This is a genomic window from Micromonospora sp. NPDC000316, from assembly GCF_042898885.1.
In the GTDB taxonomy this organism is placed as follows: Bacteria; Actinomycetota; Actinomycetes; order Mycobacteriales; family Micromonosporaceae; genus Micromonospora.
Map to the genome: position 1 here is coordinate 331,871 of NZ_JBIAZG010000001.1, position 26,685 is coordinate 358,555.

Here is a 26,685-nt window from a genome sequence, read left to right on the forward strand (position 1 = left end):
CCTCCACTCTGCCAGCCGCCGTCCAACCGACGACCGCTGGGTCTGCGTACCCCCGGCCAGCCGGAAGCGTCGGCGCAGCCGGCACGTGCGCCCCGACGCAGCCCGCACGTGCCGACGCGAGCGGCGCGACGCTGCCGGCACGGGCCGCGCCGCCGGCACCGACCCGGGCGCGCGAAAAGGGCGGGGTGGTTGCCCACCCCGCCCTCGCGTCACGCTTCGGTCAGTCGGTCGACTTCTCGTCGCCCGGTGCCACCAGGACGACCTTGCGCCGGCGGGAGAGCACCAGCAGCGCTCCACCCACGAGCAGGATCATGCCGCCGATGCCGCCGATCAGGCCGACCTGCACGCCGGTGACCGGGAGACCGCCACCACCGGAGCCGCCACCGGCGGCCGGCGACGTGGTCACGCCGGGGGACGTGGTCGCGTCCGGCGACGTCGTGCCGCCCGGGGTCGGAGTGGCCGTCGGGTTCGCCGTGGGCGTCGCCGACGGGGTCGGGGTCGGGGTGGGCCGCACGGTCAGGTCGACGAAGACGTCGAACTGCGCGCTGTTGTCCACCTCGTCGACCTCGGTGAACGCCCGACGCTGCGCACCGGTGGCCACCTTCGGCTGCTCCTCGGGGTTGCCCGCGGCGGCGTCCAGACCGAAGGCCCACAGGAAGCCCGGCCGGAGCACCGACTCGGTGACGCCCGCGCCGACCTTCACCCGGACCGCAGCGGTGTAGAACTGCCCCGGCTTCAGCACCACGCCGGTGTCCTCGCAGTACGCGTTCGCCAAGGCACCCAGCGGCTGCTCGACGCAGCTCTCCGGCAGCTCGGCGAAGGTGACGCCGGCCGGCAGGGTGATCCCGTACGCCACGCCTGTCGCCTTGCGGCTGCCGTCGTTGAAGATCGCCCAGTCCAGCGGCGCGGTGTCGCCGAGCTTCACGGCCTGGAGATCGGACTCGCCGACCTCGTCCCCGTCCACCGTCACGTTGGCGTAGACGTCCTGCACCCAGGCGGTGAGGTCGTAGCCGGGTTCGGTGACGGTGATGTCGTGCTCGACCGTGTTGTCGCCGAGATTGGGGTCGGTGGTGGCTGAGCTGATCGTGACGACAAGCCTGCCGCCGTCACCGCGACCGCCTGTGGAAAAGAGCGGGAGGCCGAAGTCCTCGGTGGTGCCTGCGGCCAGATCGCCGAGCAGACAGGTGAAGGTCGTGCCGGTGACGTCGCATCCGATCGGGACGAGGTAGCCGACCTTGCGGTTCTTGAGGCCCTTCGTCTCCACGGTCACCCGGACGTCCTTGGCGTCGACCGTGCTCCGGGTGTTGTCGACCTGGAACTTGAACGGCTTGGCCTTGGCCTCCTTGACGCCCTTGGCCAGCTGGTAGCTCAACGGCTGCAGCGCCAGGTCGGCCCCGCCGGCCGCCTGCGCCGGGGCGGCGACGGTGGCCAGGCCACCAGCCGCGAGCAGGGCCACGACGGCGGCGCGAGCCAGGGTCGAGCGGTGGAACGCTGTCATCAGTCCCCCGGGGGATAGGGAAGAAGAAATGTGTGGAACGAGCGGACGTTATCGAATGTCGATCTCCGGCGCCACACTGGGAGACGGTTTTCAACCGTCCGGACCGGACCGGACAAACGGAACGGGCGGAATGGTCACCCATCCCGCCCGTACCGCCGTGCGTTATATGAACGACCCCTCACGGGTCGATGGAGGACCATCCCGGGACAGCACCCACCCGACCGCGTGAAACGGTGGATGGTGAGGACGGATATGAGCCCGGACGGTAGCCGCCCACGATCATCTCCACCAGCCCCGCAGCGGTCAGCCTGGCGCTGCGACGACAGGGACGACCCGTACCGCCGACACGGCCGCGCGGGAGCATGACCCCCGGGTCAGCCGAACGGCCGGGCCGCGACCAGTCTCAGTTGACCTCGACCAGCGGGAGCGACCGGCCGGCACCGCCACCGGGCAGCGCGATCGACGAGAAGTGCGACACCACCCGGTCGTCGGTCGGATCGTCGGCAGGCGTGTGGTGCACCGCCAGCCGGTTGTAGAGGGTGTCCCGCTGCGCCGGGATCCGGTCGGCGGAACGGATCATGCCGATCAGCTCGTGCAGGTTGGAGCGGTGCCGGGCGCCGGCCGAGGAGATGACGTTCTCCTCCAGCATGATCGAGCCGAGGTCGTCCACGCCCATGTGCAGCGCGAGCTGCCCGACGTCCTTGCCTGTGGTCAGCCAGGACGCCTGCAGGTGCGGCACGGTCTCGAAGAAGAGCCGGGCGACCGCGACCAGCCGCAGGTATTCCAGCGTGGTCGCCTGCGTGCGGCCCTTGAGGTGGTTGTTCTCCGGCTGGTACGTCCACGGGATGAACGACCGGAAGCCACGGGTGCGGTCCTGCACGTCACGGATCATCCGGAGGTGCTCGATCCGCTCGGCGTGCGTCTCGCCGGTGCCCATCATCATGGTGGCGGTCGACTCGATGCCCTGGCGGTGGGCCAGCTCCATGACCTCCAGCCAGCGCTCACCCGACTCCTTGAGCGGCGCGATGGCCCTGCGCGGACGCTCGGGCAGCATCTCCGCCCCGGCACCGGCGATGGAGTCCAGGCCGGCGGCCTTGATCCGGGCGATGGCCTCGTCCAGGCTCACGCCGGACACCTTGGCCATGTGCAGGATCTCGCTGGGGCCGATCGAGTGGATGACCAGCTGCGGGTACGCCTGCTTGACCGAGGAGAACAGCTCCTCGTAGTACTCGACGCCGTAGTCCGGGTGGTGCCCGCCCTGGAGCATCACCTGGGTCGCGCCCAGCTCGACCGCCTCGGCGCAGCGGCGCAGGATCTCCTCGGTCGGGTGGGTCCACCCCTCGGAGTGCTTCGGCGCCCGGTAGAACGCGCAGAACTTGCACGCCGTCACGCAGACGTTCGTGTAATTGATGTTGCGATCGATCAGGTACGTGACGACGTTGTCCGGATAGCGCCGCCTGCGCACCGCGTCCGCCGCCTCGCCAAGCGCGTGGAAGGGCGCCTCGGTGTAGAGCAGCAGGGCCTCCTCGGGCGTGATCCGCCCGCCGTCCGCGCCGCGCTGCAGGATGTCGTCGATCTCCCGGCTCACCGTCACGCCCCCGAGCCTACGTCGGTCCTCCGGCGGCCGGCACGCCCCTCCGGCGCGCGTGACGCACACCCCCGAGTCGGCACCTGGGACGGGCTGAGTCCTGGTGCCGGGCCAGCGGTGTCCTGCCGTGTGGCCGGTTGAACCGCCGACAAGCCCGGAATGCCTAAATGATTTCGGCAAAATGCCAAATTGTCTGTAGCATTAGCCGATGCTCTACCAGACGCCTGCGCTCTCCGACGAGGACTTGCGTGTGCTCGACGAGTTGGACACGATGCGGGCCAGCCTGCGATACCAACTCGCCGAACCGCACCGCTGGACGGGGCAGCTCCGCCGCACTCTGATCGCCCGTGCCATCCAGGGCTCGAATTCGATCGAGGGCTATCAGGTGACGCTTGACGACGCAGCCGCAGCCGTTGCCGGCGAGGACCCTGTGGAGACGAGTCCGCAGACCTGGGATGTCATCACCGGTTACCGAGACGCACTTACCTACGTGCAACAACTCGCCCGCTCGCAGGAGTTCACCTGGCAGCACATGCTGATGAACTCCCTACACTTCATGATGCTTCGACACGACCTCGCCAAGTGGCCGGGCCGATTCCGACCTGGAGACATCCATGTCGACGAGGCGCACACCGGCCGCCGGGTCTACACCGGTCCAGACGCGGACGACGTCCCAGCCCTGATCGCCGAGCTGATCGACTGGCTAGCCGACGGAGAGCCGGAGACTCCGCTGCTCGTACGTGCTTCGATGGCCCATCTGAACCTTGTCAAGATCCACCCCTGGCGAGACGGGAATGGCCGCATGTCCCGTTGCCTGCACACCCTCGTCCTCGCCCGGGACGGCGTACTCGCCCCGGAGTTCTCCTCGATCGAGGAGTGGCTCGGCGCCGGCCGCAACACGTACGCCTACTACGACGTGCTCGGCGAGGTAGGCGGCCCGGCATGGTCGCCGGACAACGACACCGGAAAGTGGGTCAGATTCTGCCTGGGCGCCCATCATCAACAGGCCCAACTTGTCCGGCAGCGCATTGATCAAGCCGCACAACTCTGGGAACTGCTCGACACCTGGGTCCGCCGCAACGGGTTGCCCGAGCGCGTGGTGAGCGCACTGCATCTGGCCTCGGCTGGCGGCCGGGTGCGCCGCACGATCTTTCAACGCGACGAGGGCCTCACTGACGACCAGGCCACCCGCGACCTACGCGCCCTGGTGCGGGCGGGAATGCTCGAACAGCGCGGGCAGACCCGAGGGCGGTACTACCTCGCCGCACCAGCGCTCCGCGACCTCGCGGCACCCGCGCTCATCCCAAAGGAAATCACCGATCCGTATCGACTGTGAGTCCACCCTGCTCGGGGAGTACCGCCCGCAACTCCCCTGGCTACCTCGGCGAACTGCCGATCCTCAGGCGTCGTAGTCGACTGTGAGCTTGTCGGTGGTCGGGCTGGACTGGCAGGTCAGCACGTAGCCCGCCGCCAACTCGTCGGGCTCCAGGGCGTAGTTGCGGGCCATCGTTACCGCGCCGTCGACGACCTTCGCCTTGCATGTCGAGCAGACGCCGCCCTTGCAGGCGTACGGCAACTCGCCGCGCACCTTCAGCGCGGCGTCCAGCACCCGCTCCTCGCGGCCCATCGTGAAGCTCGACGACCGCCCGTCCAGCACGATCGTGATCTCCGCTCCGGCGCCCGGCTGGTCGGCGGGACGCCGCACCGGCTCCGGCGGCGCGTCGACGTGGAACAACTCGGTGCGTACCGCCGACTCGGGCAGCCCGCGCGCGGTCAGCACGTCCCGGGCGTCGACCACCATGGCGTACGGGCCGCAGAGGAACCACTCCTCGATGACGTCGCCCGGCACGATGGTGTCCAGCAGACGGCCCAGCCGTTCGGCGTCGATCCGACCGGAGAGCAGCGGCGACTCGCCCTGCTCCCGGGACAGCACGTGCACCAGGTGCAGCCGGGTGGGATAGCGGTCCTTCAGGTCGGCCAACTCCTCGACGAACATCACCGTGTTGGCCGTGCGGTTGCCGTACACCAGTGTGAAGGTGCTGGCCGGCTCGACGGCCAGGGCCGTCGCGACGAGCCCGAGCACCGGGGTGATGCCGGAGCCGGCGACGACCGCGCCGTAGTGCCGCACCCGGTCCGGCGCGAACGCCGTGGTGAAGGTGCCCAGCGGCGGCAGCACCTCGACCGTGTCGCCACCGCGCAGCGCGCCGCACGCGAACGCCGAGAACGCGCCGCCGGGGATCTCCCGCACCCCGATCCGCAACCGGCCGTGCCGGGCCAGGTCGTCGGGGGTGGAGCAGATGGAGTACGACCGGCGCACGTCCTCGCCACCCTCGGTCACCCGGCGCACGGTGAGGTGCTGGCCCGCGCGGAACGCGAAGGTGTCGCGCAACTCCTCGGGTACGGCGAACGTGACAGCCACCGAGTCGTCGGTGAGCCGGTCGACGGCGGAGACCGGCAGCGGGTGGAAGGCCGGCCGACGGCGAACCGGCCGGGAGATCGTGACTGTCACAGTGCCTTCAGGTGGTCGAAGGGTTCGGAGCAGGAACGGCACCGCCACAGCGCCTTGCACGCGGTGGAGCCGAACCGGCTGACCTGTTCGGTCTCCGGCGAGCCGCACTGCGGGCAGCGGACCGCGAGGGTCAACGACACCACGCCGGGGGCGCGTACTGGCGACGGTGGGGCGATCCCGGCGGCGGCGAGCTTGGCCCGCCCACCGTCGGAGATCCAGTCGGTGCTCCACGGCGGGCTGTAGACCGTGCGGACCTCGACGTCCGGGTGCCCGGCGCCGGCGAGCGCACGCCGGATGTCGGCCCGGATCACGTCCATGGCCGGGCAGCCGGTGTAGGTCGGGGTGATCGTGACGGTGACCCGACCGCTTGCCGGGTCCTCCTCGACGGCCCGCAGGATGCCCAGCTCGTCGATGGTGATCACCCGGATCTCCGGGTCCACCACCGACGCAGCCGCGGCCCTGGGGTTCACCACGTCGCCCCCGGGTGGGCGCGGTGCAGCACCTGCATCTCGGCGAGCAGGTAGGACAGGTGCTCGGTGTGCACACCGGCCCGTCCGCCGCCCGGCGCCCAGCCGCCCTCCGGTCGGGTGAGCGTCGCCTCGGCCAGCACCGGGCCGACGGTGTCGTCGAACGCCGGCCGCAGGGTGGCCGGGTCGACAGGCGCCGCCGGGTCCGCGACGAACAGTTCATGGGTGTACGGCCACACCTGGTCGACGGCCGCCTGCATCCGACGGTGCGACTCCTCGGTGCCGTCGCCGAGCCGCTTCACCCACAGCGCGCCGTGGTCCAGGTGGTACGCCGACTCCTTGCGGGCCTTCGCGCCGATCGCGGCCAGCCGCTCGTCCCCGCACCCGGCGAGCGCCGTGTAGAGCGGCAACTGGTACGCCGCCAGGAAGAACAGCTTCGCCATGGTCACCGCGAAGTCGCCGTTGGGCAGCTCGACCAGGAGCACGTTGCGGAACTCGCGGTCGTCACGCAGGTACGCAAGCGCGTCCTCGTCGCGGCCGGCGCCCTCCAGCTCGCCCGCGTACGACAGCAGCAGGCGGGCCGCGCCGAGCTGGTCGAGGGCGATGTTGGCAAGCGCGATGTCCTCTTCCATCTCCGGTGCGCGAGTGGTCCACTCGCCCAGCCGCTGCGCCGCGATCAGCGCGTCGTCGCCGAGAGCAAGCGTGAAGTCGAAGGGCCCGTTCACAGGTGGGCCACCCCGTCCGGCACCTCGTAGAAGGTGGGGTGGCGGTAGACCTTGTCGGCGGCCGGGTCGAAGAAGGAGTCCTTCTCGTCAGGGCTCGACGCGGTGATCGCGCCGGCCGGCACCACCCAGATCGACACGCCCTCCTGCCGACGGGTGTAGAGGTCCCGGGCGTTGCGCAGGGCCAGCTCGGCGTCGGGGGCGTGCAGGCTGCCGACGTGGGTGTGTGACAGCCCGCGCCGCGCCCGCACGAAGACCTCCCACAGCGGCGAGTGTTCGGTGCTCACGCGGCTACCTTCTCCCTGTTCTCCGCCCGCTTGGCGGCGTACGCCGCGGCGGCCTCGCGTACCCATGCGCCGTCGGCGTGCGCGGCCCGGCGGTGTGCCATCCGTTCCCGGTTGCACGGCCCGTTGCCGGAGATCACCCGCATCAGCTCGTCGTAGTCCGGCTGGGTGTAGTCGTACGCCTGCCGCTCCTCGTTCCAGCGCAGGTCGTCATCGGGGATGCGCAGCCCGAGGACCTCGGCCTGCTGGACGCACATGTCGACGAAGCGCTGCCGCAGATCGTCGTTCGAGAAGCGCTTGATCTTCCAGGCCATCGACTGGGTGGAGTGGGTCGAGTCGCCGTCCGGCGGGCCGAACATCGCGAGCGACGGGTACCACCAGCGGTCCACCGCGTCCTGGGCCATCGCCTTCTGCCCGGGGGTGCCGTGCGCGAGTGTGTGCAAGATCTCGTAGCCCTGCCGCTGGTGGAACGACTCCTCCTTGCAGACCCGGATCATCGCCCGGGCGTACGGGCCGTAGGAGCAGCGGCACAGCGGCACCTGGTTGACGATCGCCGCGCCGTCCACCAGCCAGCCGATCGCGCCCACGTCGGCCCAGGTCAGGGTGGGGTAGTTGAAGATCGAGCTGTACTTCTGCCTGCCGTCGAGCAGCAACTGGACCAGCTCGTCACGGCTGATGCCGAGGGTTTCGGCGGCGGCGTAGAGGTAGAGCCCGTGGCCCGCCTCGTCCTGCACCTTGGCCAGCAGGATCGCCTTGCGCTTGAGCGACGGCGCCCGGCTGATCCAGTTGCCCTCGGGCTGCATGCCGATGATCTCGGAGTGGGCGTGCTGGGCGATCTGCCGGATCAGCGTCCGGCGGTACGCGTCGGGCATCCAGTCCCGCGGCTCGATCTTCTGCTCCGCGTCGACCACCTCGGCGAAGTACCCGGCCAGGTCCTCGTCGGGCGCCGGTCCGCCCCGGCGCTGGCGCGCGGCGGCCGCACGCAGCTCAGCCTCGGCCGCTTCGACCTCGCCGAGCAGGCCAGCGCCGGGCGCGTCGTCCGATGCGGAGAAGTCGCTGCCATACATGAGGCAAGTGTTACAGCTTGCGCCTTGATGCACTAGGGGGTGTAACAGGAAACCCGAGTCACCTTCTGTCACGGATCGGCATTTTTTGACCACGCATCGCTACCGCCTTCGTTATGACTTCGGTCACTGCCCAAACGCGAAACCGCACACAAGACACAAATAAGCCTGATTTCCCACTGATATGGCGTGTTGCCAGGTGTCGGACCCTGCCGGTCAGCTGGTCCAGACGTAGACTTCTGCCGGTCAACCGATCGGCTGCCACCAATCGTCGGTTCCACAGAGGCCACCTCCCCCCGCGCCTCGGCGAACGCACCGATCGCCCCGGACAACAAGCCGGCCCCCCGGCCCTGACATCTGGAGCTCACCCAAATCATGCGATCTCGCGTGACCATGGTGTTCGCCGTCGTGGCGGTCCTTCTCGGTGGTGTCCTACTGGTCCCCGCCGCGTACGCCCGGCTCTCCGACGGTGACAGCAGCGGAGGCGGAGGCGGCGCCGCAAGCGTCGCCGCGCCCTCACCCACCCCGCCGCCACCGCCCACACTGGCCGCTGGCCCGGTGTCGGTGGACTTCGCTGGCGAGTTCTTCTCGTGGGCGCTGATGGATCGGACGACCGGCAAGATCTCCGGGTCGAAGAACATGACCGCGACCAGCTCCACCGAGTCGATGATCAAGGCGTGGATCGTCTCCGACTATCTGCGGCAGCTCGGTGACAAGGAGCCGCCCGAGGCCCTCAAGAAGATGGCCGTCACTGCCATCCGGGACAGCAACGACGGGGCCGCCAACAAGGTCTACGCCGCTGCCGGCGGCTCCTACAAGGTGCTGCCGAACGGGCAGCCCAGCCCGGTCATCCAGCGGGCGATCACGATCTGCGGGCTGACCGACACCAAGCGGGGCAATGTGGCGAAGTACGAGGGCTACTGGAGTTTCACCAGGATGTCGCCCCGCGACGCGGTCCGGCTCGGCGACTGCATCGCCAGCGGTAAGGCCGCCGGCCCGAAATGGACCAAGTGGGTGCTCAACGAGATGAGCAAGGTTCGCGGCACCACCGCGGACAAGGACCAGAAGCGGGATTCGGGTGGTGGGCGCTGGGGGATCATCGACGGCCTGCCCGAGTCGATCACCGCGCAGGGCCCGGTCAGCATGAAGAACGGTTGGACACAGCTCGCCTATGACGGCAACTGGCACGTCAACTGCCTCGCGGTCACCGACAAGTGGAGCCTCGCGGTGATGCTGCGTTACCCCAGCGCCAAGTTCCCCCTGGACTACGGGGCGCAGGCCTGCGCCAGCGTGGCCACCCAACTCGTCACCCCGCAGCCGGGTGCCGCGCTCAAGGTGCCGCAAACGCTGGACGTGAGCTGATGGCCGGCAACCGCCGGGCCGACCGGCGCGACGGCGGCGACACCGCCCCGCTGCGGCTGATCGCCATCGCGGTCATCCTGATCGGGCTGGTGCTTGTGTCGCTGCGACTGTTGCCCGGGTCGCCGTTCGAGTCCGCCGCCGCCGCCAAGTGGGGTGAGTCCGACGCCAGTAGCCGATCCACCGGCGCGGCCACCGGCCGCAGCGCCCGCCAGCCAGCTTCGCCGTCGCCGAGCCCCAGCCCGGCGCTGGAACCGCTGCCGTTCGTGGCCAAGGATCTCAACCTCGACATCGAAGGCTGGTACTCCTGGAGCGTGCTCGACCGCCGCACCGGGAAGATCATCGGTTCGAAGAACATGGACGAGACCAGCACCACCGCCTCGTTGATCAAGTCGTGGATCGTCGCCGACTACCTGCGCCGCACGGCCGAGGACGGCGATGCGCCGAGCGATGCGATGCTTGCCGACGCTACGAAGATCATCCGGGACAGCGACAACGAACGGGCCGAGCAGTTCTACAACTCCGTCGGCCGGGACGCCTCGATCAAGCGACTGCTCTCCATGTGCAAGCTCACCGACAGCAGCGTCGCCCCCGACAAGGGCTGGAGCCGGACGGCCCTCTCCCCCCGCGACACCGCCCGACTCGGCAACTGCATCGCCACCGGCACCGCTGCCGGGCCAAAGTGGACGAAGTGGCTGCTCAACGAGATGAAGCTGGTCCGCGGCGCGGGAGACTTCGGCATCCGCAAGGCCTTCCCAGCCGCCGAGCAGAAGCAGATCGCCATCAAGAACGGGTGGATCGACCGCACCCGGGAGCAGGAGATGCACGTCAACTGCCTGGCCATCGGCGACACCTGGACGATGGGCGTGATGGTCAAGTACCCGATCAACAAGGGCTACGACTACGGCATGGAGAATTGCGAGAAGATCACCAAGGCCCTGCTCCGCCCCCGCACCTGACCCGCCCGCCCGCGCCCGGCGCGGTCGTCCCGGCGGCACGGTCGTTCCCGGCGGTGCGGTCGTCGGGCGCGCGGTAACCCGGCCCGGCAGCCCGGGCCTGGGGGTTCCGCTCGGCGGTTGACCTGACCGGCGGCTCAGCCGGCGAAGAACTCCGGGCCGCCGTCCGGCAGGGCCGGCACCTCACCGTTCGCGGCGGCGCGGCGGGCGAACTCCCGCAGCCCGGCGACCTGCCGGTCACCGAGCGAGAAGTCCAGGGTCCGGAAGTACGTGGCAAGCGTCGCGGCGTCGAACGTCTCCCACCGCGCCGCCGCCTCGGCGACCTGGTCCAACTCGGCCAGGCAGAGGTCCCTGGAGCGCAGGAACGCCTCATGCACCTCCTTGACCATGCCCGGGTGGGCGGCGGCAAAGTCTCGGCGTACCGCCCAGACGGCGAAGACCATCGGCAGCCCGCTCCACTCCCGCCACGCCTGCCCGAGGTCGGTGACCATGAGGCCGCGCTGCGGCGCCTCATGGAGCGCCCGCAGCGCCACGTCACCGATCAGCACCCCGGCGTCGGCCTCCAGCAGCATCTGGGTCAGGTCCGGAGGGCAGCGGAAGTAGTCGGGGCGTACGTGGTACTTCTCGGCGAGCAGCAACTGGGCCAGCATCACTCCGGTCCGCGAAGTCGAACCGAGCGCCACCCGAGCGCCATCCAGCTCGGTGAGAGGCCGGGTGGAGACCACGTTCACCGAGAGCACCGGCCCGTCGCTGCCCACCGCTAGGTCCGGCAGGAGCAGCAACTCGTCGGCGTGCCGCAGGTACTCCACCAGCGAGATCGGCCCGATGTCCAGGTCACCGGCGATCAGCGCGGTGTTCAACTGGTCAGGCGAATCCTTGTGCAGGTCCACGTCGAGCAGGGCACCGGAGCGCATCAGACCCCAGTAGATCGGCAGGCAGTTCAGGAACTGGATGTGCCCGACCCGCGGGCGTGCGATGCGCTCAGCCATGACCCGACCGTATCCCCGCCGCCCGAGTCCGGCTCGGCGGGCCGGCCCAGAGTGGCCAACCCCGCATCCGGCTGACGCTCTGGTCCACCGGACGGACCACGCTCGGGTACGGCCGGACCGTCACTCACCGACCCGCGCAACGCCCGGGCGACGACCGGCACGAAGGCAAGCCAGCGGTGGGCATGGTTGCGGCCGGCAGTGGAGTGGCGCATCCGGCTCTGACCGGGGTCAGACCGCCGACAGATCCCGGGCGGGCGAGGCGGTCGCAACCTGGCCGAACGGGGCGGAAATTGTCGTACACATGTTCTATCTTGTCGTCATGTTGAGGGCGTTGTCGCAGGCGAGTGGTGCCGTCGACGACTGCGTCGCGACCTCCCTATGGGCGCTCTCGGACGCCGAGCTACTCGCATCGCTCGACGCGGCGCACGCGGCGTCGCAGCGGCTGGCCGCCGTCGAGCTGGGCCTGGTGCGCGAGCTTGACTCCCGCGGCCTGGCCGTCGCCCAAGGCGCCTCGTCCACTGCGGTCTGGCTGCGGGATCGGCTCCGGCTCTCGGGTCGATCTGCCCGCCAGCTCGTTCAGCTCGCCGCCACCCTCGACGCGGCGCCATCAGCGGTCCGCGATGCCCTGCACGACGGCACGATCACCGTCGAGCAGGGCCGCGTCGTGGCGGAAACCGTCGCCGCCCTTCCTGTCGAGGCGGGGCCAGAGGTGACCGACAAGGCGACCCATCTGCTGATCGCGTGGGCCGACAGGTTCGATCCGGCGACCCTGAGCCGTCTCGGGGAGCGCGTCCTCGCGCACGTCGCTCCCGACCTGGCAGACCAAGCTGAGCTGGCAGCCCTTGAGCGGGCCACCGAGCGGGCCGAGGCCCGCCGGCACGTCACCCTCTCCGACCAACGGGATGGGCGGGTACGCCTCAGCGGCAGCCTCGACACCGAAACGGCGAGCCTGCTGCGCGACGCAATCGACCCGCTGTGCGCACCCGCAGGCGCGCACGACGACCGCAGCCCTGGCCAACGCAGGGCGGATGCCCTCGGTGAGATCTGTCGGCTGGCGCTGCGCACCGGCCATCTGCCCGACAACGGCGGTGACCGCCCACAACTGGTGGTGACCGTTTCGCTGGATGCGCTGGTCAACGGCGTACGTGCGGGTGCCCTGGAGACCGGCGAACGCCTCACACCGGGCGCTATCCGCCGCCTTTCCTGCGACGCCGCCGTGCTGCCGGCCGTGCTGGGCGGCAACAGCCAGGTCCTGGACGTCGGTCGTCAACGCCGGCTCTTCACCGGGCCACTGCGTCGCGCGCTGGTGCTGCGCGACGGCGGCTGCGCCTTCCCCGGCTGCGACCGGCCATCCCGCTGGTGCGATGGCCACCACGTCCAGCACTGGGCCGACGGCGGCACAACGGCATTGGGCAACGCGGTCCTGCTCTGCGGCCACCACCATCGCCTCCTTCATCAAGGCGACTGGTCGGTCCGCATCGCACCTGACGGCAAGCCCGACTTCCTTCCGCCCCGCTGGCTCGACCCGCTCCGCGCCCCACGGCGCAACCTCTACCACCGCCGCTGCTAAAGCCGACACCACCACAGACGCGGCACCGGACCAGGGCGAACGACCCACCTCAGCCACCCGCCGGCATGCCGTCTCACCGCAATGGGCCGCACAGCCCACCTCGGGATCCAACCCGGGCTCGCGGCAGCACTCCGGAAGCCGGGCCGCACGGGCGACACAGCCGTTCGGCTAACTCGGACGGCACAGCGGCCGAGCGGCACAGCGACCGAGTGGCACAGCGACCGAGTGGCTCGGACGGCACAGCGGCCGAGCGGCCGAGCGGCCGAGCGGCACAGCGGCTCGGACGGCACAGCGGCACAGCCGCCGTCCACCGGCACGCCGTCCTGCTGTCGCGGCGCCACGCCGTCTCTTTCGGGTGGCCGCATCGGTAATTCGGTGGCACGGGCAGGCTCGGGAGCGTACGGTTGCACCCCGCTTGACGGCCGAGGTGAGCTGCACCGGAACGGACGTCACCGCGCCGGGCGGCCGGCCATCCGCCCCCGGAAACGCGAGCGAGCAGCAGCTGTGGACGATGGGACGTCAGCATGCCCGCACCTGACCTTGACACCCACCTAGACGACGACTTGGCCGCCGAGCGCGCACACCTGGCAACCTCGCGTGCAGCGCTGCGGCGGATGCGGGAGCGAGCCGAATCCCTCTTCGCCACGGGCGATCAGGTGGCCGGCGATGCGTACGCCGCGGAGACGCTCGGTCGCACGCTGGCCCGCCGTGTGGCCGAGCTGGCCGACGACCCGACCACACCGCTGTTCTTCGGCCGCCTCGACTTCGCCGGACGCCCGACCGCCGAGACCACGGGCAGCGAGACCACCGGCGGCAGCGCCAGCAGCGGCGCCAGCAGCAGCGGCGGCAGCGGCAGCAGCGGCGCCAGCAGCAGCGGCGGCAGCGGCAGCGGCGCCAGCAGCAGCACCAGCACCAGCACCAGCACCAGCACCGATCATGACGGTCGGCGGTACCACGTCGGCCGGCGGCACGTCACCGATGAGCGGGGCGAGCCGCTGGTGCTGGACTGGCGGGCACCCGTGTCCCGGTCGTTCTATCGGGCCAGTGCGCGCGATCCGCAGGGGGTGGCGGTCCGGCGGCGGTTCGGCTTCAGCAATGGGGTGCTGACCAGCTTCGAGGATGAGCGGCTGGATCGGGGTGAGGAGCTGGGTACGACCAGCCGGATCCTCACCGCCGAGATCGAGCGGCCGCGCGTCGGGCCGATGCGGGACATCGTGGCCACCATCCAGCCTGAGCAGGACGAGTTGGTCCGGGCCGACTTGGCCGACTCGATCTGCGTGCAGGGGGCGCCGGGCACCGGGAAGACGGCTGTCGGTCTGCACCGGGCCGCGTACCTGCTCTATCTGCACCGGGAGCGGTTGCGGCGGGCGGGTGTGCTGATCGTGGGGCCGAACCGGGCGTTCCTGTCGTACATCGCGGCGGTGCTGCCGACGCTCGGTGAGGTCGAGGTCGAGCAGGCCACCGTCGAGGAGCTGATCTCGCGGGTGCCGGTCCGGACGGTGGAGGCACCGGCGGTCGCCGCGCTCAAGCACGACGTGCGGATGGCTGACGTGCTACGGCGCGCGGTGCAGGCCCAGATCGGTACGCCGACCGACTCGATCACCGTGTCGGACGGTTCGTTCCGGTGGCGGATCGGGCTGGAGCCGCTGCATCGGATCGTCGAGGAGACCCGGCGGGAAGGGCTGCCGTACGCCACGGGCCGGGAGCGGGTCCGCGCGCGGGTGGTGGGTCTGCTGCAACGGCAGGCCGAGGCGCGCCGCGCGGAGTCACCCAGCGACGCGTGGCTGCGCCGGATGGGCCGCTGCAAACCGGTCGTCGACTTCCTGGACACGGTCTGGCCGGCGCTCACCCCGGAAGGGCTGGTGTACGGCCTGCTGTCCGACCCGGCTCGACTCGCCGCTGCCGCAGCGGATGGCCTGCTCACCGACGCCGAGCAGGCGCTGCTGACCTGGGTGAAGCCGGCGCGTACCCCGAAGGCGACCCGCTGGACCGCCGCGGACGCCGTGCTTATCGACGAGGCGGCGGGGTTGCTGGAGCGGGCCTCCGGGTTCGGGCACGTGGTGGTGGACGAGGCGCAGGATCTCTCCCCGATGCAGTGTCGGGCCATCGCCCGGCGCAGCGAGCACGGCTCGGTCACCCTCCTCGGTGACCTCGCGCAGGGCACCGCGCCGTGGGCGGCCACCGACTGGCGGGAGTCCCTGGCCCACCTGGGCAAACCCGACGCGGTGGTGGTCCCGTTGACCGTCGGTTTCCGGGTGCCCGCCGCGGTGGTGGCGTTCGCGAACCTGCTGCTGCCGGCGCTCGCCGTGAACGTACCGCCGGCCGAGTCGCTGCGCCGCGACGGCGGCCTGGACGTGCGTACCGTGACCGACCTGACCTCGGCGACGGTGGGCGAGGTGCGCGCGGCGCTCGCGCACGACGGTTCGGTGGGCGTGATCGCCGCGGACGACGCGGTCGACGGGCTGCGCGCGGCCCTCGCCGCCGCCGGTGTCGCGACCACGACCGCCGACGACGTGACGGCCGCGGAGCGGGTCACCGTAGTGCCCGCGACGCTTGTCAAAGGCCTGGAGTACGACCATGTGGTGGTGGTCGAGCCAGCCGCGATCGTCGCGGCCGAGCCGCGCGGGCTTCATCGGCTGTACGTGGTGCTCACCCGAGCGGTGTCCCGGCTCTCGGTGCTGCACAGCGAACCGCTGCCCGCGCCGCTGCTGACCACACCGACGGAAGCCACCCCGACAGAAGCCACACCGCCAGGAGCCGCACCGCCCGGGGCCACACCGCAACCGACCACACCACCGCAGGCCGGGCCACTACAGCCGGCACCGCTGTAGACCCTGGCCGGCGCGGGCCAGCGCTGCGCGCGGGTCAGCGCTGCGCGGCTCGCCGCAGCGCGGGTCAGCGGCCGGTTAGGGCTGCGGCGATCTCGCGCAGCGGCTTGCCGGGCTCGGCGATCGGCACCGTGAAGGCCAACCACGAGCCGTCGGCGAACTCGATCCGCAGTCGCTTTGGATTGAGCCGGTGCCAGCCGGCACCGGGCGCGTCGCCGATCACCTCGCCCACCAATCGCGTACCCGGGCGGCGGCAGCCTCCTGCGCGCGGCCGGCGGCGGCGGTGGTGAACTCCTCGGCCACTGTGTACGAGTCGAAACGCATGGCCCGCTCGTCGAGGTCGGTCGACACGATCGTGCCGGCGGCGGCGGGCGGACGGTGCAGCTCACGAAAGCGGGCCGCCCGGTCGGTGGACGCCACCGCGAACACTTTCAGAGCCTCCGGTGCGACCTCCAGCTCACCGCTCGGGCTCGACACGGACCCTCCTCTGTGCCCTGTGCGACAGATCAGTCACGACGGCTCCCCACCATAGGCACCCCGCGCCGCTGTCGGCGACCCGGTCGCTTGAAGCGGGACGCCGGCGACGCGCGGGACACACAGCGTTGACTTTGCGGCGTAAAGTAGTTTGCGTGGAACCCAACGATGACCTGCCGCCCTCCGACGCGGCGGCCGCGCTCCGGCTGATCCGTGACCAGCAGGCGGCCACCGCACGTCGGCTGGAGCCGGACGCGCGACTGCTCTACTGGCCGTGGGGCGTGGCCTGGCTGATCGGCTTCGGGCTGTTCTTCCTGCGCTTCGCACCCGATGGTCGGGTCCTGGTCCGGCTGCCGGAATGGCTGCCGTTGACCGTCCTGTTCGTCCTGCTCGCGGCTGCCGCGGCGGTCCAGGCGGTCGCCAGCGCGCGGGCGTACGGGCAGGTCAGTGGCGACTCCGCGGTGCGTGGCCGCTGGTACGGCTGCGCCTGGGCCCTGGGGTCGGTGAGCGTGTACACGGCGGTCGGGCGAATCTCCGAGCACCTGCCAGCCGACCAGGCCAGCCTGCTCTGGTCGGCGATCGCCGTCGGGCTGACCGGCGCCCTGCACATGGCCGGCGGAGCCATCTGGCTGGACCGGGACCTGTTCCGGCTGGGCGCCTGGATCAGCGTGATCAACGTGGTCGGCACGATCGCCGGGCCCAGCTGGCACGCGCTTGTCATCGCGGTGGCCGGCGGAGGCGGAATCCTGGCCGCCGGAGCGGTCGCCCGACGACGACAGCGGCAACGGTCGTGACCGAACTGGACCCGGTCATCCACGCGCAGGCGCGGCTGCGGGTGGTCGCCACCCTCTCGACGCTCAACGACGGCGACCGGATTGCCTTTCCCCGATTGCAGGATCTGCTCGCGATGACCGCTGGCAACCTCTCCGTGCACCTCCGCAAGCTGGAGGACGCCGGCTACGTGGAGATCAGCAAGACCCACCGTGGACGCACCCCGACCACGCTGATCCGGCTCAGCAGACGCGGTCGGCTGGCGTTCGAGGAATACACGGAGGCCATCCGCACCCTGCTCGACCCCACCCAGCTCGATCCGACCCCGTCGAAGGAGCAGCCATGACACTCGCCCGCGCCGACCAGGCCAGCCGCCGGTACGGCGACGTCCTCGCCCTCGACCGCGTCGACCTGGAGGTCCACGCCGGTGAACTGGTCGGCCTGCTCGGCCCGAACGGCGCCGGCAAGAGCACCCTGATGAACCTGCTTGTCGGCCTCCGCCGTCCCACCTCGGGCCGCGTCGAGTTGTTCGGCCGCGACCCCCGCGACCCAACCTCCCGCCGACAGATCGGCGTCACCCCGCAGGAGACCGGCCTGCCGGGCACGCTCCGGGTGGGCGAGGTCGTCGACTTCGTCTCCGCGCACTACCCGGACCCGGTGCCCCGGGGCGAACTGCTCGACCGTTTCGGCCTGGGTGACCTCGCCCGACGGCAGACCGGTGGGCTCTCCGGCGGCCAGCGGCGTCGGCTTGCGGTGGCGCTGGCGTTCGTCGGCCGGCCCCGTCTCGTGCTGCTTGACGAGCCGACGACAGGCCTGGACGTGGCAGCCCGGCACACGCTCTGGGATGCGATCCGCGCGTTTCACGACGACGGCGGAACCGTCCTGTTGAGCAGCCACTACCTGGAGGAGGTGGAGGCGCTCGCGCACCGGGTGGTGGTGATCGGGCAGGGCCGGGTGCTCGCCGACGACACGGTGGCGGCGGTGCGCGGCATCGTCGGCGTACGCCGGGTCAGCCTGGTCGCCGACGCGCTGCCCGAGCTGCCCGGTGTGGTCCGCACCGAACGGATCGACGGCCGGCTGCACCTGCTCACCACCGACGCCGACGAACTGGTCCGGGCGCTGGTCACCGCCGGGGTCACGTTCGTCGACCTGGAGGTGCGGCCGACGTCGCTGGAAGAGGCGTTCCTCGCCATCACCGGCACCGACCAGCCCACCGCCGAGAGCCAAGCCACCACGACCCGCCAGCCCACCGCCGAAAGCCAGCCCACGGCCGCCAGCCAGCCCGCCGCTGCCGGCGGCCAGCCCACCGCCGCTGCCGGCGGCCGACCCACCGCCGTCTGAGGAGGCGCACCGTGCAGCTCGCCCTGGTCCACGCCCGCTACCAGCTTCTGGAGCTCATCCGGATCCCGGTGGCCATCGTCGGCAGCGCCTTCTTCCCGGCCGCCGCCATGATCTTCTTTGTGGTGCCGTTCGCCGGTGACGATCCGGTAGGTGCCACCTTCGCCACCGCGTCGATGGTCACGTTCTCGGTGATGAGCGCCAACATCTTCCAGTACGGCGTCGGCGTCGCCGAGGATCGCGACCAGCCGTGGAGCCCGTACACCCGGACTTTGCCCGCCGGGCCGGCGCCCCGCTTCGCCGGCCGGGTGCTGGCCGGCCTGGTGCTTACATACCTGTCGCTGATCCCGGTCGTGGTGATCGGCGCGACCCTGACCGCGGCCCGGATCACCCCGGCGGCGTTTCTGCTGGCCGTCGTCACCGTGGCCGTCATCTCGGTGCCGTTCACGCTGATGGGGCTGACCATCGGCTACTCGATGCCGAGCAAGGCAGCCATCGTGGTGGCGCAGGTCGTCTTCCTGCCGCTCGCGTTCGGCGGCGGCCTGCTCTCCGCTCCGGGGGACGCACCCGGGTTCATCGAGACCATCGCGCCGTTCCTGCCCACCCGGGGTGCGGCCGAGCTGATGTGGGCGGCGGTAGGCGACTACCGTGTCGAGCCGCTGTCGTTGATCATGCTCGGTGTCTGGGTGGTGCTGCTCGCCACGCTCGCCGCCTGGGCGTACCGGCGGGACGAGGGTCGCCGGTTCAGCTGACGATTCGTCCGTTTCCGCCCCGGGCCGCGTCGGGACGGTGCCAGGATTCCCGCAGGGGGGCCGCCGTGGCCACCCCGGCCGAGAGGGGTCTTGACGTGAGCACCGTCCCGCCGGGTACGCCCTGCTGGGCCGACCTGGCCACCCCGGATCTGACCGACGCGCGGCGGTTCTACCCCGAGCTGTTCGGCTGGACCGGACGGGTGACACCGGAGCCCGAGGCGGGCGGCTACACCGTGTTCCTGCTCGACGGGCAGCCGGTCGCCGGAGTGGGACCGCCGGCGATTCCCGACCAGGTGCCGATCTGGTCGACGTACCTCGCCACCGACGACGCGGAACTCGTCGCCGGCCGGGTCGAACGGGCCGGCGGGCAGGTCGTGGTGCCGCCGTTCGAGGTCTTCGACCGGGGACGGATGGCGGTCTTCGCCGACCCGGCGGGAGCGACGTTCAGCGTCTGGCAGCCGCAGGCCATGGCCGGCGCCGAGGTGTTCAACGTGCCCGGCGCGATGAGCTGGAACGAGCTGGTCACCCCCGACCCGGAAGGCGCGAAGGTCTTCTACGAGCTGGTGTTCGGCTGGCAGCCGGACGAGCAGCCGGTCGGCGGGATGACGTACACGGGGTGGCGGCTCGGCGCTCGGATCGTCGCCGGGATGATGCCGCCGCTGGCCGACGACTTCCCGGCCGACCTGCCCGCGTACTGGACCGTGTACTTCGCGGTGGCCGACGCGGACGCCACGGCGGCCCGCGCCGCAGAGCTGGGCGGAACCATCCTCGTCCCACCCCGCGACATCCCGACGGGCCGGTTCGCCGCCCTACGCGACCCCCAGGGCGCGCTCTTCTCGGTGATCGACCTGGGCCCGGACGAGAGCTGACCGCCCAGGTCAGCGGCGGGCGGGGCGAACGGGAACAACCAGGGGGCCGTGGGTGCCGGGGACGACGCGGACGCTGGCCCGGTAGTGGGTCGCGAGGAGGTGCTCGGTCAGCACCTCGGGTGGTGTTCCGGCGGCCACCACCCGGCCCTCGTCGAGCATCACCATCCGGTCGGCGTACTCGCCGGCCACGGAGAGGTCGTGCATCGTGGCGAGCACGGTCAGGCCGTGTGCGCGGCGCAACTGGTCGACCAGCTCCAGCACCTCCTGTTGGTGGCCGATGTCCAGGGCGCTTGTCGGCTCGTCGAGCAGCAGCAGCGTCGCGCCTTGGGCCAGCGCTCGGGCCAGGAAGACCCGCTGCCGTTCACCCCCGGAGAGGGTCGCCAGCTCGCGGCGGTGGAAGCCGACGAGGTCCAACCGATCCAGCACCTCGTGCACGGCGTCGACGTCGGCGGCCGACTCCCGGCCCAGCGGCGCGATGTACGGGGTGCGACCGAGCAGCACGTAGTCCAGTACCGACATGCCGGGCGGCACCACCGGTGACTGCGCCACGGTGGCCACCACCCGGGCGCGCTCCCGGCGGCGTAGCGCGGTGCTCGCCGTACCGAAGAGGGTGATCGCACCGGGCGCGGGCAGCAGCCCGCCGACGGCGCGCAACAGTGTCGATTTGCCGGCGCCGTTCGGGCCGATCACGGTTACCCACTCGCCGGCGGCGACAGTGAGGTCGATGCCGGTGAGGATCGGCGTGCCGTCCAGGCTGACGTGCAGCCCCCGGACCTCGACCGCCGGCACGCCCGGGCCGGGCTCGGCACCACCGACCGGCCCGGCACCGGCAGCGCGCCCGGCGACGGGCTCGGCAGCGGGCTCGCGGCTCACGTGAGCACCCGCCGGGCGGTGCGCAGGACGAGGACGAAGAACGGGCCGCCGAGTAGGGCGGTGACCACGCCGATGGGCACCTCGGCCGGGGCGGCGGCGGTGCGGGCCACCACGTCGGTAAGGGCCAGGAACGCGGCCCCGAACAGCATCGACAGCGGCAGGATCACCCGGTAGCTCGACCCGGCGAGCAGCCGGACGGTGTGCGGCACGATGATGCCGACGAAGCCGATCAGGCCGGTCGCGGAGACCGCCGCGGCGGTGCCCAGCGACGCGGCGGCGATCAGCAGGTAGCGGGACCGCTGCGGGTGCAGGCCGAGGCTGCGCGCCTCGTCGTCGCCGAGCGCGAGGACGTCCAGTTCGCGGCGGTGCAGCAGCACCACCACTGTGGTCACCACCGCGTACGGCAGCACCAGCAGCACGTCGTGCCAGCCGGCGGTGGCCAGCCGGCCCAGCAGCCAGGAGTAGACCGACTGGATGGTGTCGGAGTGCCGTTGCAGCAGGTACGTCTGCCCGGCGGAGAGGAACGCGGAGACCGCGACCCCGGCCAGGATCAGCATCGCCGGGGATCGGCTCCGCCCGCCGGCCGCGCCGAGCAGGTAGGTCATCGTCACGGCGACAAGCGACCCGACGAACGCCGCCAACGGGATGGTCAGCGGCAGCCCGGAGATCGCGCCCTCGCGGCCGGCGCCGCCGAGGGCGATCACCGCGGTGACCGCGAGGCCCGCGCCGGCTGCCACCCCGAGCAGGTACGGGTCGGCGAGCGGGTTGCGGAACACGCCCTGGTAGCAGCCGCCGGCCAGGGCGAGCAGACCACCGACGAGCAGGCCCAGCACGACCCGGGGCAGCCGCAACTCGGTGACGATGGCGATTTCCCGCTCGGTCAACCCGCTCTCCAGGTGCACCCCGGGGATCAGGTTGAGCAGTTCGGCGGCGACGCTGCCCGGCGGCAGGCTTACCGGGCCGAGCGACACCCCGGCGACGAGCGCGACGAGCACCGCGAACACCCCGGCGGCCAACCAGCGCTTGCGCAGGCCGGCGGGCCGGGACGCGAGCTGCGTCCCGGCCGACCGCCTGGTTGGTGCCGGAGTGGCCACCGGAAGCAGTCCGGTCACCGACGGACGTCGATCACGCGGGCACCTTGACGACCGCGTCGATGACGACCCGGAGCAGGTCCACGATCCGTGGGCCCCAGCGGGAGGCGATGTCGTCGTCAAGCGGCACGACCTGGTTGTTCTTCACCGCGGTGACCCCGGCCCAGCCGCTGCGGGCCTTTACCGAGTCGGCGTTCTGCTGGCAGCACTTGGCGTCGGCCAGGAAGACGAAGTCGGGGTCGGCCTTGACGATGAACTCCTGGGACAGCTGCGGGTAGCCGGCGCTCTTGCCGTCCGCGTCGGCCGGGTCGGCGATGTTGCTCAGGCCGGCCAGGTCGTAGATCGAGCCGATGAAGGTCTTGCTTGTCGCGCTGTAGAGCTCCGGACCCAGCTCGTGGAAGTAGGTGAGCTTCTCGGCGCGCTGCGGCACGTCCTTGACCAGCTTGGTGATGTCGTCCTTCATCCGGGTGACGACGTCGGTGGCCTGGTCGGCGTGCCCGGTAAGCGTGCCCAGGTCGGCGATCTGCCGGTAGGAGTCGTCGAGCGTGGTCGCCGCCGGGGTCAGGTACACCGGGATCTTCAGCTTGCCGAGTTGGTCGACGATCTTGTTGCGGTCGTCGGAGAGCACCACCAGGTCGGGGTTCTTGCTGGCGATCGCCTCGGCGTTGGGCTGGAAGCCGGACAGGTCGGTCTTGGGCGCGTCGGCCGGATAGTTGGACTGGTCGTCGGCCGCGGTCACCTGCGGGCCGGCACCGATGGCGAAGAGCATCTCGGTGGCGGTGGGCGCCAGCGACACGATCTTCTCGGGCCGCTTGTCGAGGGTGAGCGAGCCGACAGTGACCGGGTAGCTGACGCTCGCCGAACCTGCGCCGGGCGTCGGCTGGTCGGCGGTCTTCTCGGCGCAGGCGCCGAGCGCGAGCGCGACGACCGCGAGCGTCGCGGCGAAGAGCCGGGGGGTACGTCTGGACATGGAACCTCCTGTCGGTCGAGGAGTGTGGTGCTTCGCCGACAGGGCTTCCGTACGCCCGCCCACGAGGCGCCCTTCCTCGAGAGCGCGTGTCGCGACCGATCCGCAGGCGACCTGGCTTGTCCCCACCGTCGGGTGGGGCATCACAGTTGCGGGACAGCGCCGGTTTCACACCGGCTTCGCTGCGGAGTGGTCGCTAAGACGGTAGCGCACCGATGGGGCTGGAGGTTCGGAGCGGGTGGTGGGGCCCCGCCGGGGCGGAACGGGGCCCCACCCGATCAGGAGGCGGTGATTGTGACGTTGTCCACAGCCGCCTCCACGAGGCTCGCACCGGAGGCGTCCGCCGCCTCCACGAGGATCCGCACGGACTGGCCGGCGTACGGGGTGAGGTTGAGGTTCGCCACCGCCCAACTCCCGTTGCGGTTGGTCGCCGCGCCGGCCTGGGTGAGCAGCGCTGTGGTGCCGCCGTTGTGCACCACGCTCACCCGCAGGTAGTCGGCCGACGACGCGTTCGAGCCGTGTGCCAGATACCAGGCCAGGGACAGGGTGAGTGTGCCCGACGACGGCAGGGTCACCGCCGGGGACCTGGCACTTGTCACCCCACCGTCGACGTCGTAGTCACCGGCCGCCGAGCCAGCGAGCCGGCCGGTGACCAGGTCGTTCGAGCCGGCGTACGGGGTGAGCTGCTTGGCGCCGGAGGAGGTGGTCGCCTGGGCTGCGCCCCGCTCCCACGCCCCGCTTGTGGCGGCGTCCGTGCCGGACGGGTTGGTGGTCCACCCGGTGGCGGTCTCGAAGGTGTCCGACCAGACCGTGGTGCCGCCACCACCGCCGCCGCAGTACTGCGCCTGCTTGCCGATGACCCGGTACGGGCAGTCGGCGTACTCGCTGAGCATCAGCACCGCCTCGCGGTTGCGGCTGGTCTGCGCGGGAATCACCTCGTCGGGCGGGTAGAAGCCGCCGCCGCTCGCCGAGCCCGGGTACATCTCGAATGTGTACGCCCAGATGTTGTGGGTGGCCCACATCCAGTCGATGCTGTCGCCGTCGGTGATGTAGAGGTCGCTGGACTGCTGCGGTGTGTAGTTGTTCGTCGCCGCCATCTGCTGTCCGAGGGTGGCGAAGGTGTTGTACTGGTCGGCGTTCATCCCGGCCGCCGTGTTCGCCGTGGTGTAGCCGTACGGCCAGAGCACCAACTGCGAGTACGTGTGGAAGTCGATGTTCGCCTTGATCTGCTGTGTCCCACCGACCACGCGACTGTTGACGAAGTTGCGCAGGGCCTGGGTCTCCGGCGCGGAGAACGCCGACGGGCCGCGGTAGGTCTCCGACGAGGTCGAGCCCGACGAGCCGCCGCAGCAACCCCAGTTGTAGGACCAGTTGCGGTTCAGGTCGGTGCCGACGTTCGACGAGCCGCTGTTGGGCTGGCGGTTCTTGCGCCAGGACCGGTACGACCCGGTGGCGATGTCGTACTCGCTGCCGTCCGGGTTGACCGTCGGCACGATCCAGATCTCCCGGCTGTTGACGATGTTGGTGATCCGGGAGTCGCTGCCGTAGCTGTCGGTGAAGAGGTTGAGCAGGTAGATCGCCATTTCGACGGTCAGGTGCTCGCGGGCGTGCTGCTGGGCGTTGAACAGAATCTCCGGTTCGTTCTCGTCGGTGCCGACGTTGTCGGAGATCTTCACGGCCATCAGGTCGCGGCCCTCGTACGACGTACCAATGCTGATCTTGCGGGCGATGGCCGGGTGGTCGGTCACGGCCTTGTTCACGACGGCCGTCAGTTCCGCGTAGTCGTGGTAGTTGGAGTCGGCGGGCGGGAAGGCCAACGTGCCCATCTCACCGGCGCCGCGTTCGGCGTTCGGTGGCGGGGTGAGCGGTTCCAGGCGGAATCCGAGCCTGCCGATCGCGGCGGCTTCGGCGGCGGTGGCCGAGATGTGCAGGACTCCGTGTTCGGAGTAGTCGATGGCAGCCCCGGTGCGGGCCACCGCGTTGCGGTCGGCGAGGGTCCGGGGCCCGAGCACCCGGTAGCCGGCGGCGGCCGACTCGGCGGTGCGATCGGGTGCGGGTTTCGCGGCGACCGGTCCGGCGGCCACGGTGACGATGCCCAGCCCGGTGACGACGGCGAGCACCAGGAGACGGCGGAGAGGGTTGGGCGTGCGGAGGGTCATGAACTACCTCCTTGAAGGGCGGGACATCCCGCTCGGTGATGCACACTTCACCATCAGCCACATGGTCGAATCAATATCCGTCGTTGCCTTGTGCATCCCAGATTCACCATCGCTGCGGCAATGATTTTCCTCCCGGGAACATCTGGCGAAACTTCCCTCCGCGCGGAACACTGACCAGCGACGATGCACCTCTGGACACCGCGGAGCACCCATGGCCAGTTCCCGCTTGCACGCGGCCGCCCTCGCGGGCGTCAGCGCGCTCACCCTGCTCGCCACCACAGCCCCCGCCACAGCAGGGCGACCACCCACCCCCGCCCACGACGAGCAGATCACCTTCCAGGAATGGTCGGGGCCCGCCGACTGGCACCGGGGCAGCAGCGCCGGCACCCGCGTCGTGCCCGGCGCTCGAACGGGCGTCACCCTGGCCCGCCCGGCCGGCACCATCGAGTACGCCGATCCGCACACCGGCGCCACCCGCACCTGGGAGTACGGCACCTGGACCTCGCCGGTGACCCGGATCGGCTTCGACGCCACCGAACTGATCGCCTCCTGGAACGCCGAGACCCCCGCCGGCACCTGGATCCAGGTCGAGATGCAGGGCAGCTACACGAGCGGCGACCAGACCCCCTGGTACGTCATGGGTCGCTGGGCCTCCGGCGACACCGACATCAAGCGGACAAGCGTCAACCGGCAGGGTGATCCCTGGTCGACGATCTGGACCGACACCTTCAGCATCGACGACGCCACCGCCGGGGTGCTGCTGCGGTCCTACCAACTGCGGCTGACCCTCTACCGAGCACCCGGGCAGACCGCCGCGCCTGTGGTCCGGATGCTCGGCGCGATGAGCTCCACAGTGCCGGACCGGTTCACCGTCACACCGAGCGCCGGGCGCATCGCCTGGGGGGTCGAGTTGCCGGTGCCGCGCTACTCGCAGAACGTGCACAGTGGGCACTACCCCGAGTACGACGGCGGCGGCGAGGCATGGTGCTCGCCCACCTCCACGGAGATGGTCGTCGAGTACTGGGGGCGCAGGCCGTCGGCGGCCGACACCTCCTGGGTGGACCCGACCTACCCCGACCCGACTGTCAACCACGCCGCCCGGATGGTCTTCGACTACGCGTACGACGGCGCGGGCAACTGGCCGTTCAACACCGCGTACGCGGCAAGCTTCCCCGGACTGGAGGGCCGTGTCACCCGGCTGCACTCACTTGACGAGCTGGAGCGCTTCATCGCCGCCGGCATCCCGGTGGTGACCAGCCAGTCCTTCCTCGCCAGCGAACTGGACGGGGCGAACTACGGCACCTCCGGGCACCTGTTCGTGGTGGTCGGCTTCACCGCAGACGGCGACGTCATCGTCAACGACCCCGCCTCGTCGAGCAACGACGTGGTGCGCAACGTCTACAAGCGTGCCCAGTTCGAGCAGATCTGGCTGCGGACCAAGCGCACCAACGCCACCGGCGGCGTCTCCGGCGGCTCGGGCGGCATCGCGTACCTCATCAAGCCGACGTCGAAGCCCTGGCCCCGGGTCCCCGGCTCCACCAACTGGTGACCATCGGG

At 70.9% G+C, this 26,685-nt stretch carries 25 protein-coding genes and 1 riboswitch; of the genes, 11 read left to right on the forward strand and 14 right to left on the reverse strand.

Translation table 11 applies throughout. The features are described 5' to 3' along the window. Nucleotides 1–220 precede the first annotated feature (220 nt). Both ACFY2Q_RS01520 and mqnC read right to left on the reverse strand, forming a co-directional pair. Nucleotides 221–1,498 carry an LPXTG cell wall anchor domain-containing protein gene (locus tag ACFY2Q_RS01520; RefSeq protein WP_387126473.1) on the reverse strand — a complete coding sequence of 426 codons (1,278 nt, stop codon included), beginning with the start codon at nucleotides 1,496–1,498 and terminating at the stop codon, nucleotides 221–223. A 403-nt stretch (nucleotides 1,499–1,901) separates the two neighbouring features. After that, complete coding sequence (gene mqnC / locus ACFY2Q_RS01525) at nucleotides 1,902–3,092, reverse strand: cyclic dehypoxanthinyl futalosine synthase (protein ID WP_387126475.1); 1,191 nt, start codon at nucleotides 3,090–3,092, stop codon at nucleotides 1,902–1,904. 202 nt (nucleotides 3,093–3,294) lie between these two features. On the opposite strand from mqnC, the gene ACFY2Q_RS01530 reads away from it, so the two are divergent. Beyond that, entirely contained in the window at nucleotides 3,295–4,422 is a 1,128-nt protein-coding gene (locus ACFY2Q_RS01530) for a Fic family protein (RefSeq protein ID WP_387126477.1), read from the forward strand. Nucleotides 4,423–4,485: 63 nt separating this feature from the next. Here ACFY2Q_RS01530 and paaE read toward each other — a convergent pair whose 3' ends face one another. From paaE to paaA, 5 genes are read right to left on the reverse strand one after another with little or no spacing between them, the layout of a single operon-like run. Continuing rightward, complete coding sequence (gene paaE, locus ACFY2Q_RS01535; protein WP_387126479.1) at nucleotides 4,486–5,595, reverse strand: 1,2-phenylacetyl-CoA epoxidase subunit PaaE; 1,110 nt, start codon at nucleotides 5,593–5,595, stop codon at nucleotides 4,486–4,488. Then, on the reverse strand, nucleotides 5,592–6,068 hold the full coding sequence (gene paaD, locus ACFY2Q_RS01540; RefSeq protein WP_387126482.1) for a 1,2-phenylacetyl-CoA epoxidase subunit PaaD: 477 nt from the start codon (nucleotides 6,066–6,068) through the stop codon (nucleotides 5,592–5,594). The genes paaE and paaD overlap by 4 nt, the downstream gene beginning before the upstream one ends. Beyond that, nucleotides 6,062–6,787 (reverse strand): 1,2-phenylacetyl-CoA epoxidase subunit PaaC, encoded by a 726-nt coding sequence (gene paaC / locus ACFY2Q_RS01545; protein WP_387126485.1) that lies wholly within the window; start codon nucleotides 6,785–6,787, stop codon nucleotides 6,062–6,064. Before paaC ends, paaD begins: the two co-directional genes overlap by 7 nt. Beyond that, nucleotides 6,784–7,071, reverse strand: coding sequence for a 1,2-phenylacetyl-CoA epoxidase subunit PaaB (paaB, locus tag ACFY2Q_RS01550; RefSeq protein WP_357990554.1), 288 nt, complete (start codon nucleotides 7,069–7,071; stop codon nucleotides 6,784–6,786). The genes paaC and paaB overlap by 4 nt, the downstream gene beginning before the upstream one ends. Beyond that, nucleotides 7,068–8,135 carry a 1,2-phenylacetyl-CoA epoxidase subunit PaaA gene (paaA, locus tag ACFY2Q_RS01555; RefSeq protein ID WP_387126488.1) on the reverse strand — a complete coding sequence of 356 codons (1,068 nt, stop codon included), beginning with the start codon at nucleotides 8,133–8,135 and terminating at the stop codon, nucleotides 7,068–7,070. Before paaA ends, paaB begins: the two co-directional genes overlap by 4 nt. Nucleotides 8,136–8,507: 372 nt before the next feature. Here paaA and ACFY2Q_RS01560 point away from each other — a divergent pair, with 372 nt between their 5' ends. Beyond that, a complete protein-coding gene (locus tag ACFY2Q_RS01560) occupies nucleotides 8,508–9,494 on the forward strand; it encodes a hypothetical protein (RefSeq protein WP_387126490.1) in 987 nt (328 codons plus the stop codon). Then, complete coding sequence (locus tag ACFY2Q_RS01565; RefSeq protein ID WP_387126493.1) at nucleotides 9,494–10,450, forward strand: hypothetical protein; 957 nt, start codon at nucleotides 9,494–9,496, stop codon at nucleotides 10,448–10,450. The genes ACFY2Q_RS01560 and ACFY2Q_RS01565 overlap by 1 nt, the downstream gene beginning before the upstream one ends. A 134-nt stretch (nucleotides 10,451–10,584) precedes the next feature. On the opposite strand, the gene ACFY2Q_RS01570 is transcribed toward ACFY2Q_RS01565, so the two are convergent. Continuing rightward, nucleotides 10,585–11,436, reverse strand: coding sequence for a menaquinone biosynthetic enzyme MqnA/MqnD family protein (locus ACFY2Q_RS01570; protein ID WP_387126495.1), 852 nt, complete (start codon nucleotides 11,434–11,436; stop codon nucleotides 10,585–10,587). 319 nt (nucleotides 11,437–11,755) lie between these two features. Here ACFY2Q_RS01570 and ACFY2Q_RS01575 point away from each other — a divergent pair, with 319 nt between their 5' ends. Both ACFY2Q_RS01575 and ACFY2Q_RS01580 read left to right on the forward strand, forming a co-directional pair. Beyond that, nucleotides 11,756–13,006: a DUF222 domain-containing protein gene (locus ACFY2Q_RS01575; RefSeq protein WP_387126497.1), complete on the forward strand. Its 1,251-nt coding sequence runs from the start codon at nucleotides 11,756–11,758 to the stop codon at nucleotides 13,004–13,006. Between the two features lie 524 nt (nucleotides 13,007–13,530). After that, nucleotides 13,531–15,837 carry a HelD family protein gene (locus ACFY2Q_RS01580; RefSeq protein WP_387126499.1) on the forward strand — a complete coding sequence of 769 codons (2,307 nt, stop codon included), beginning with the start codon at nucleotides 13,531–13,533 and terminating at the stop codon, nucleotides 15,835–15,837. A 64-nt stretch (nucleotides 15,838–15,901) separates the two neighbouring features. Here the strand turns inward: ACFY2Q_RS01580 and ACFY2Q_RS01585 are convergent, their stop codons facing one another. Then, nucleotides 15,902–16,066, reverse strand: a complete 165-nt coding sequence (locus tag ACFY2Q_RS01585) for a hypothetical protein (protein WP_387126501.1) — start codon at nucleotides 16,064–16,066, stop codon at nucleotides 15,902–15,904. Next, nucleotides 16,054–16,311: a hypothetical protein gene (locus ACFY2Q_RS01590; protein WP_387126503.1), complete on the reverse strand. Its 258-nt coding sequence runs from the start codon at nucleotides 16,309–16,311 to the stop codon at nucleotides 16,054–16,056. The genes ACFY2Q_RS01585 and ACFY2Q_RS01590 overlap by 13 nt, the downstream gene beginning before the upstream one ends. Before the next feature lie 152 nt (nucleotides 16,312–16,463). Here ACFY2Q_RS01590 and ACFY2Q_RS01595 point away from each other — a divergent pair, with 152 nt between their 5' ends. The 5 genes from ACFY2Q_RS01595 to ACFY2Q_RS01615 all read left to right on the forward strand — a co-directional run bounded on the left by ACFY2Q_RS01595 (nucleotide 16,464) and on the right by ACFY2Q_RS01615 (nucleotide 20,038). Beyond that, entirely contained in the window at nucleotides 16,464–17,102 is a 639-nt protein-coding gene (locus tag ACFY2Q_RS01595; protein ID WP_387126505.1) for a transporter, read from the forward strand. Then, a complete protein-coding gene (locus ACFY2Q_RS01600) occupies nucleotides 17,099–17,425 on the forward strand; it encodes a transcriptional regulator (protein WP_387126507.1) in 327 nt (108 codons plus the stop codon). The genes ACFY2Q_RS01595 and ACFY2Q_RS01600 overlap by 4 nt, the downstream gene beginning before the upstream one ends. Then, nucleotides 17,422–18,420, forward strand: a complete 999-nt coding sequence (locus ACFY2Q_RS01605; protein WP_387126509.1) for an ABC transporter ATP-binding protein — start codon at nucleotides 17,422–17,424, stop codon at nucleotides 18,418–18,420. Before ACFY2Q_RS01600 ends, ACFY2Q_RS01605 begins: the two co-directional genes overlap by 4 nt. Before the next feature lie 11 nt (nucleotides 18,421–18,431). Beyond that, complete coding sequence (locus ACFY2Q_RS01610; RefSeq protein WP_387126511.1) at nucleotides 18,432–19,169, forward strand: ABC transporter permease; 738 nt, start codon at nucleotides 18,432–18,434, stop codon at nucleotides 19,167–19,169. 95 nt (nucleotides 19,170–19,264) lie between these two features. After that, a complete protein-coding gene (locus ACFY2Q_RS01615) occupies nucleotides 19,265–20,038 on the forward strand; it encodes a VOC family protein (protein ID WP_387126514.1) in 774 nt (257 codons plus the stop codon). Between the two features lie 9 nt (nucleotides 20,039–20,047). On the opposite strand, the gene ACFY2Q_RS01620 is transcribed toward ACFY2Q_RS01615, so the two are convergent. From ACFY2Q_RS01620 to ACFY2Q_RS01635, 4 genes are all read right to left on the reverse strand, one after another. Next, entirely contained in the window at nucleotides 20,048–20,827 is a 780-nt protein-coding gene (locus ACFY2Q_RS01620; protein WP_387127547.1) for an ABC transporter ATP-binding protein, read from the reverse strand. A gap of 80 nt (nucleotides 20,828–20,907) precedes the next feature. Further along, nucleotides 20,908–22,014 (reverse strand): FecCD family ABC transporter permease, encoded by a 1,107-nt coding sequence (locus tag ACFY2Q_RS01625; RefSeq protein ID WP_387127549.1) that lies wholly within the window; start codon nucleotides 22,012–22,014, stop codon nucleotides 20,908–20,910. 22 nt (nucleotides 22,015–22,036) lie between these two features. Further along, complete coding sequence (locus ACFY2Q_RS01630; RefSeq protein WP_387126516.1) at nucleotides 22,037–22,972, reverse strand: ABC transporter substrate-binding protein; 936 nt, start codon at nucleotides 22,970–22,972, stop codon at nucleotides 22,037–22,039. An 83-nt stretch (nucleotides 22,973–23,055) separates the two neighbouring features. Continuing rightward, nucleotides 23,056–23,201: riboswitch (cobalamin riboswitch) on the reverse strand. A gap of 46 nt (nucleotides 23,202–23,247) precedes the next feature. After that, nucleotides 23,248–25,128, reverse strand: a complete 1,881-nt coding sequence (locus ACFY2Q_RS01635) for a M14 family zinc carboxypeptidase (protein WP_387126518.1) — start codon at nucleotides 25,126–25,128, stop codon at nucleotides 23,248–23,250. Nucleotides 25,129–25,339: 211 nt separating this feature from the next. On the opposite strand from ACFY2Q_RS01635, the gene ACFY2Q_RS01640 reads away from it, so the two are divergent. Continuing rightward, nucleotides 25,340–26,677 (forward strand): C39 family peptidase, encoded by a 1,338-nt coding sequence (locus ACFY2Q_RS01640; protein ID WP_387126520.1) that lies wholly within the window; start codon nucleotides 25,340–25,342, stop codon nucleotides 26,675–26,677. The last annotated feature ends 8 nt before the right edge of the window (nucleotides 26,678–26,685 follow it).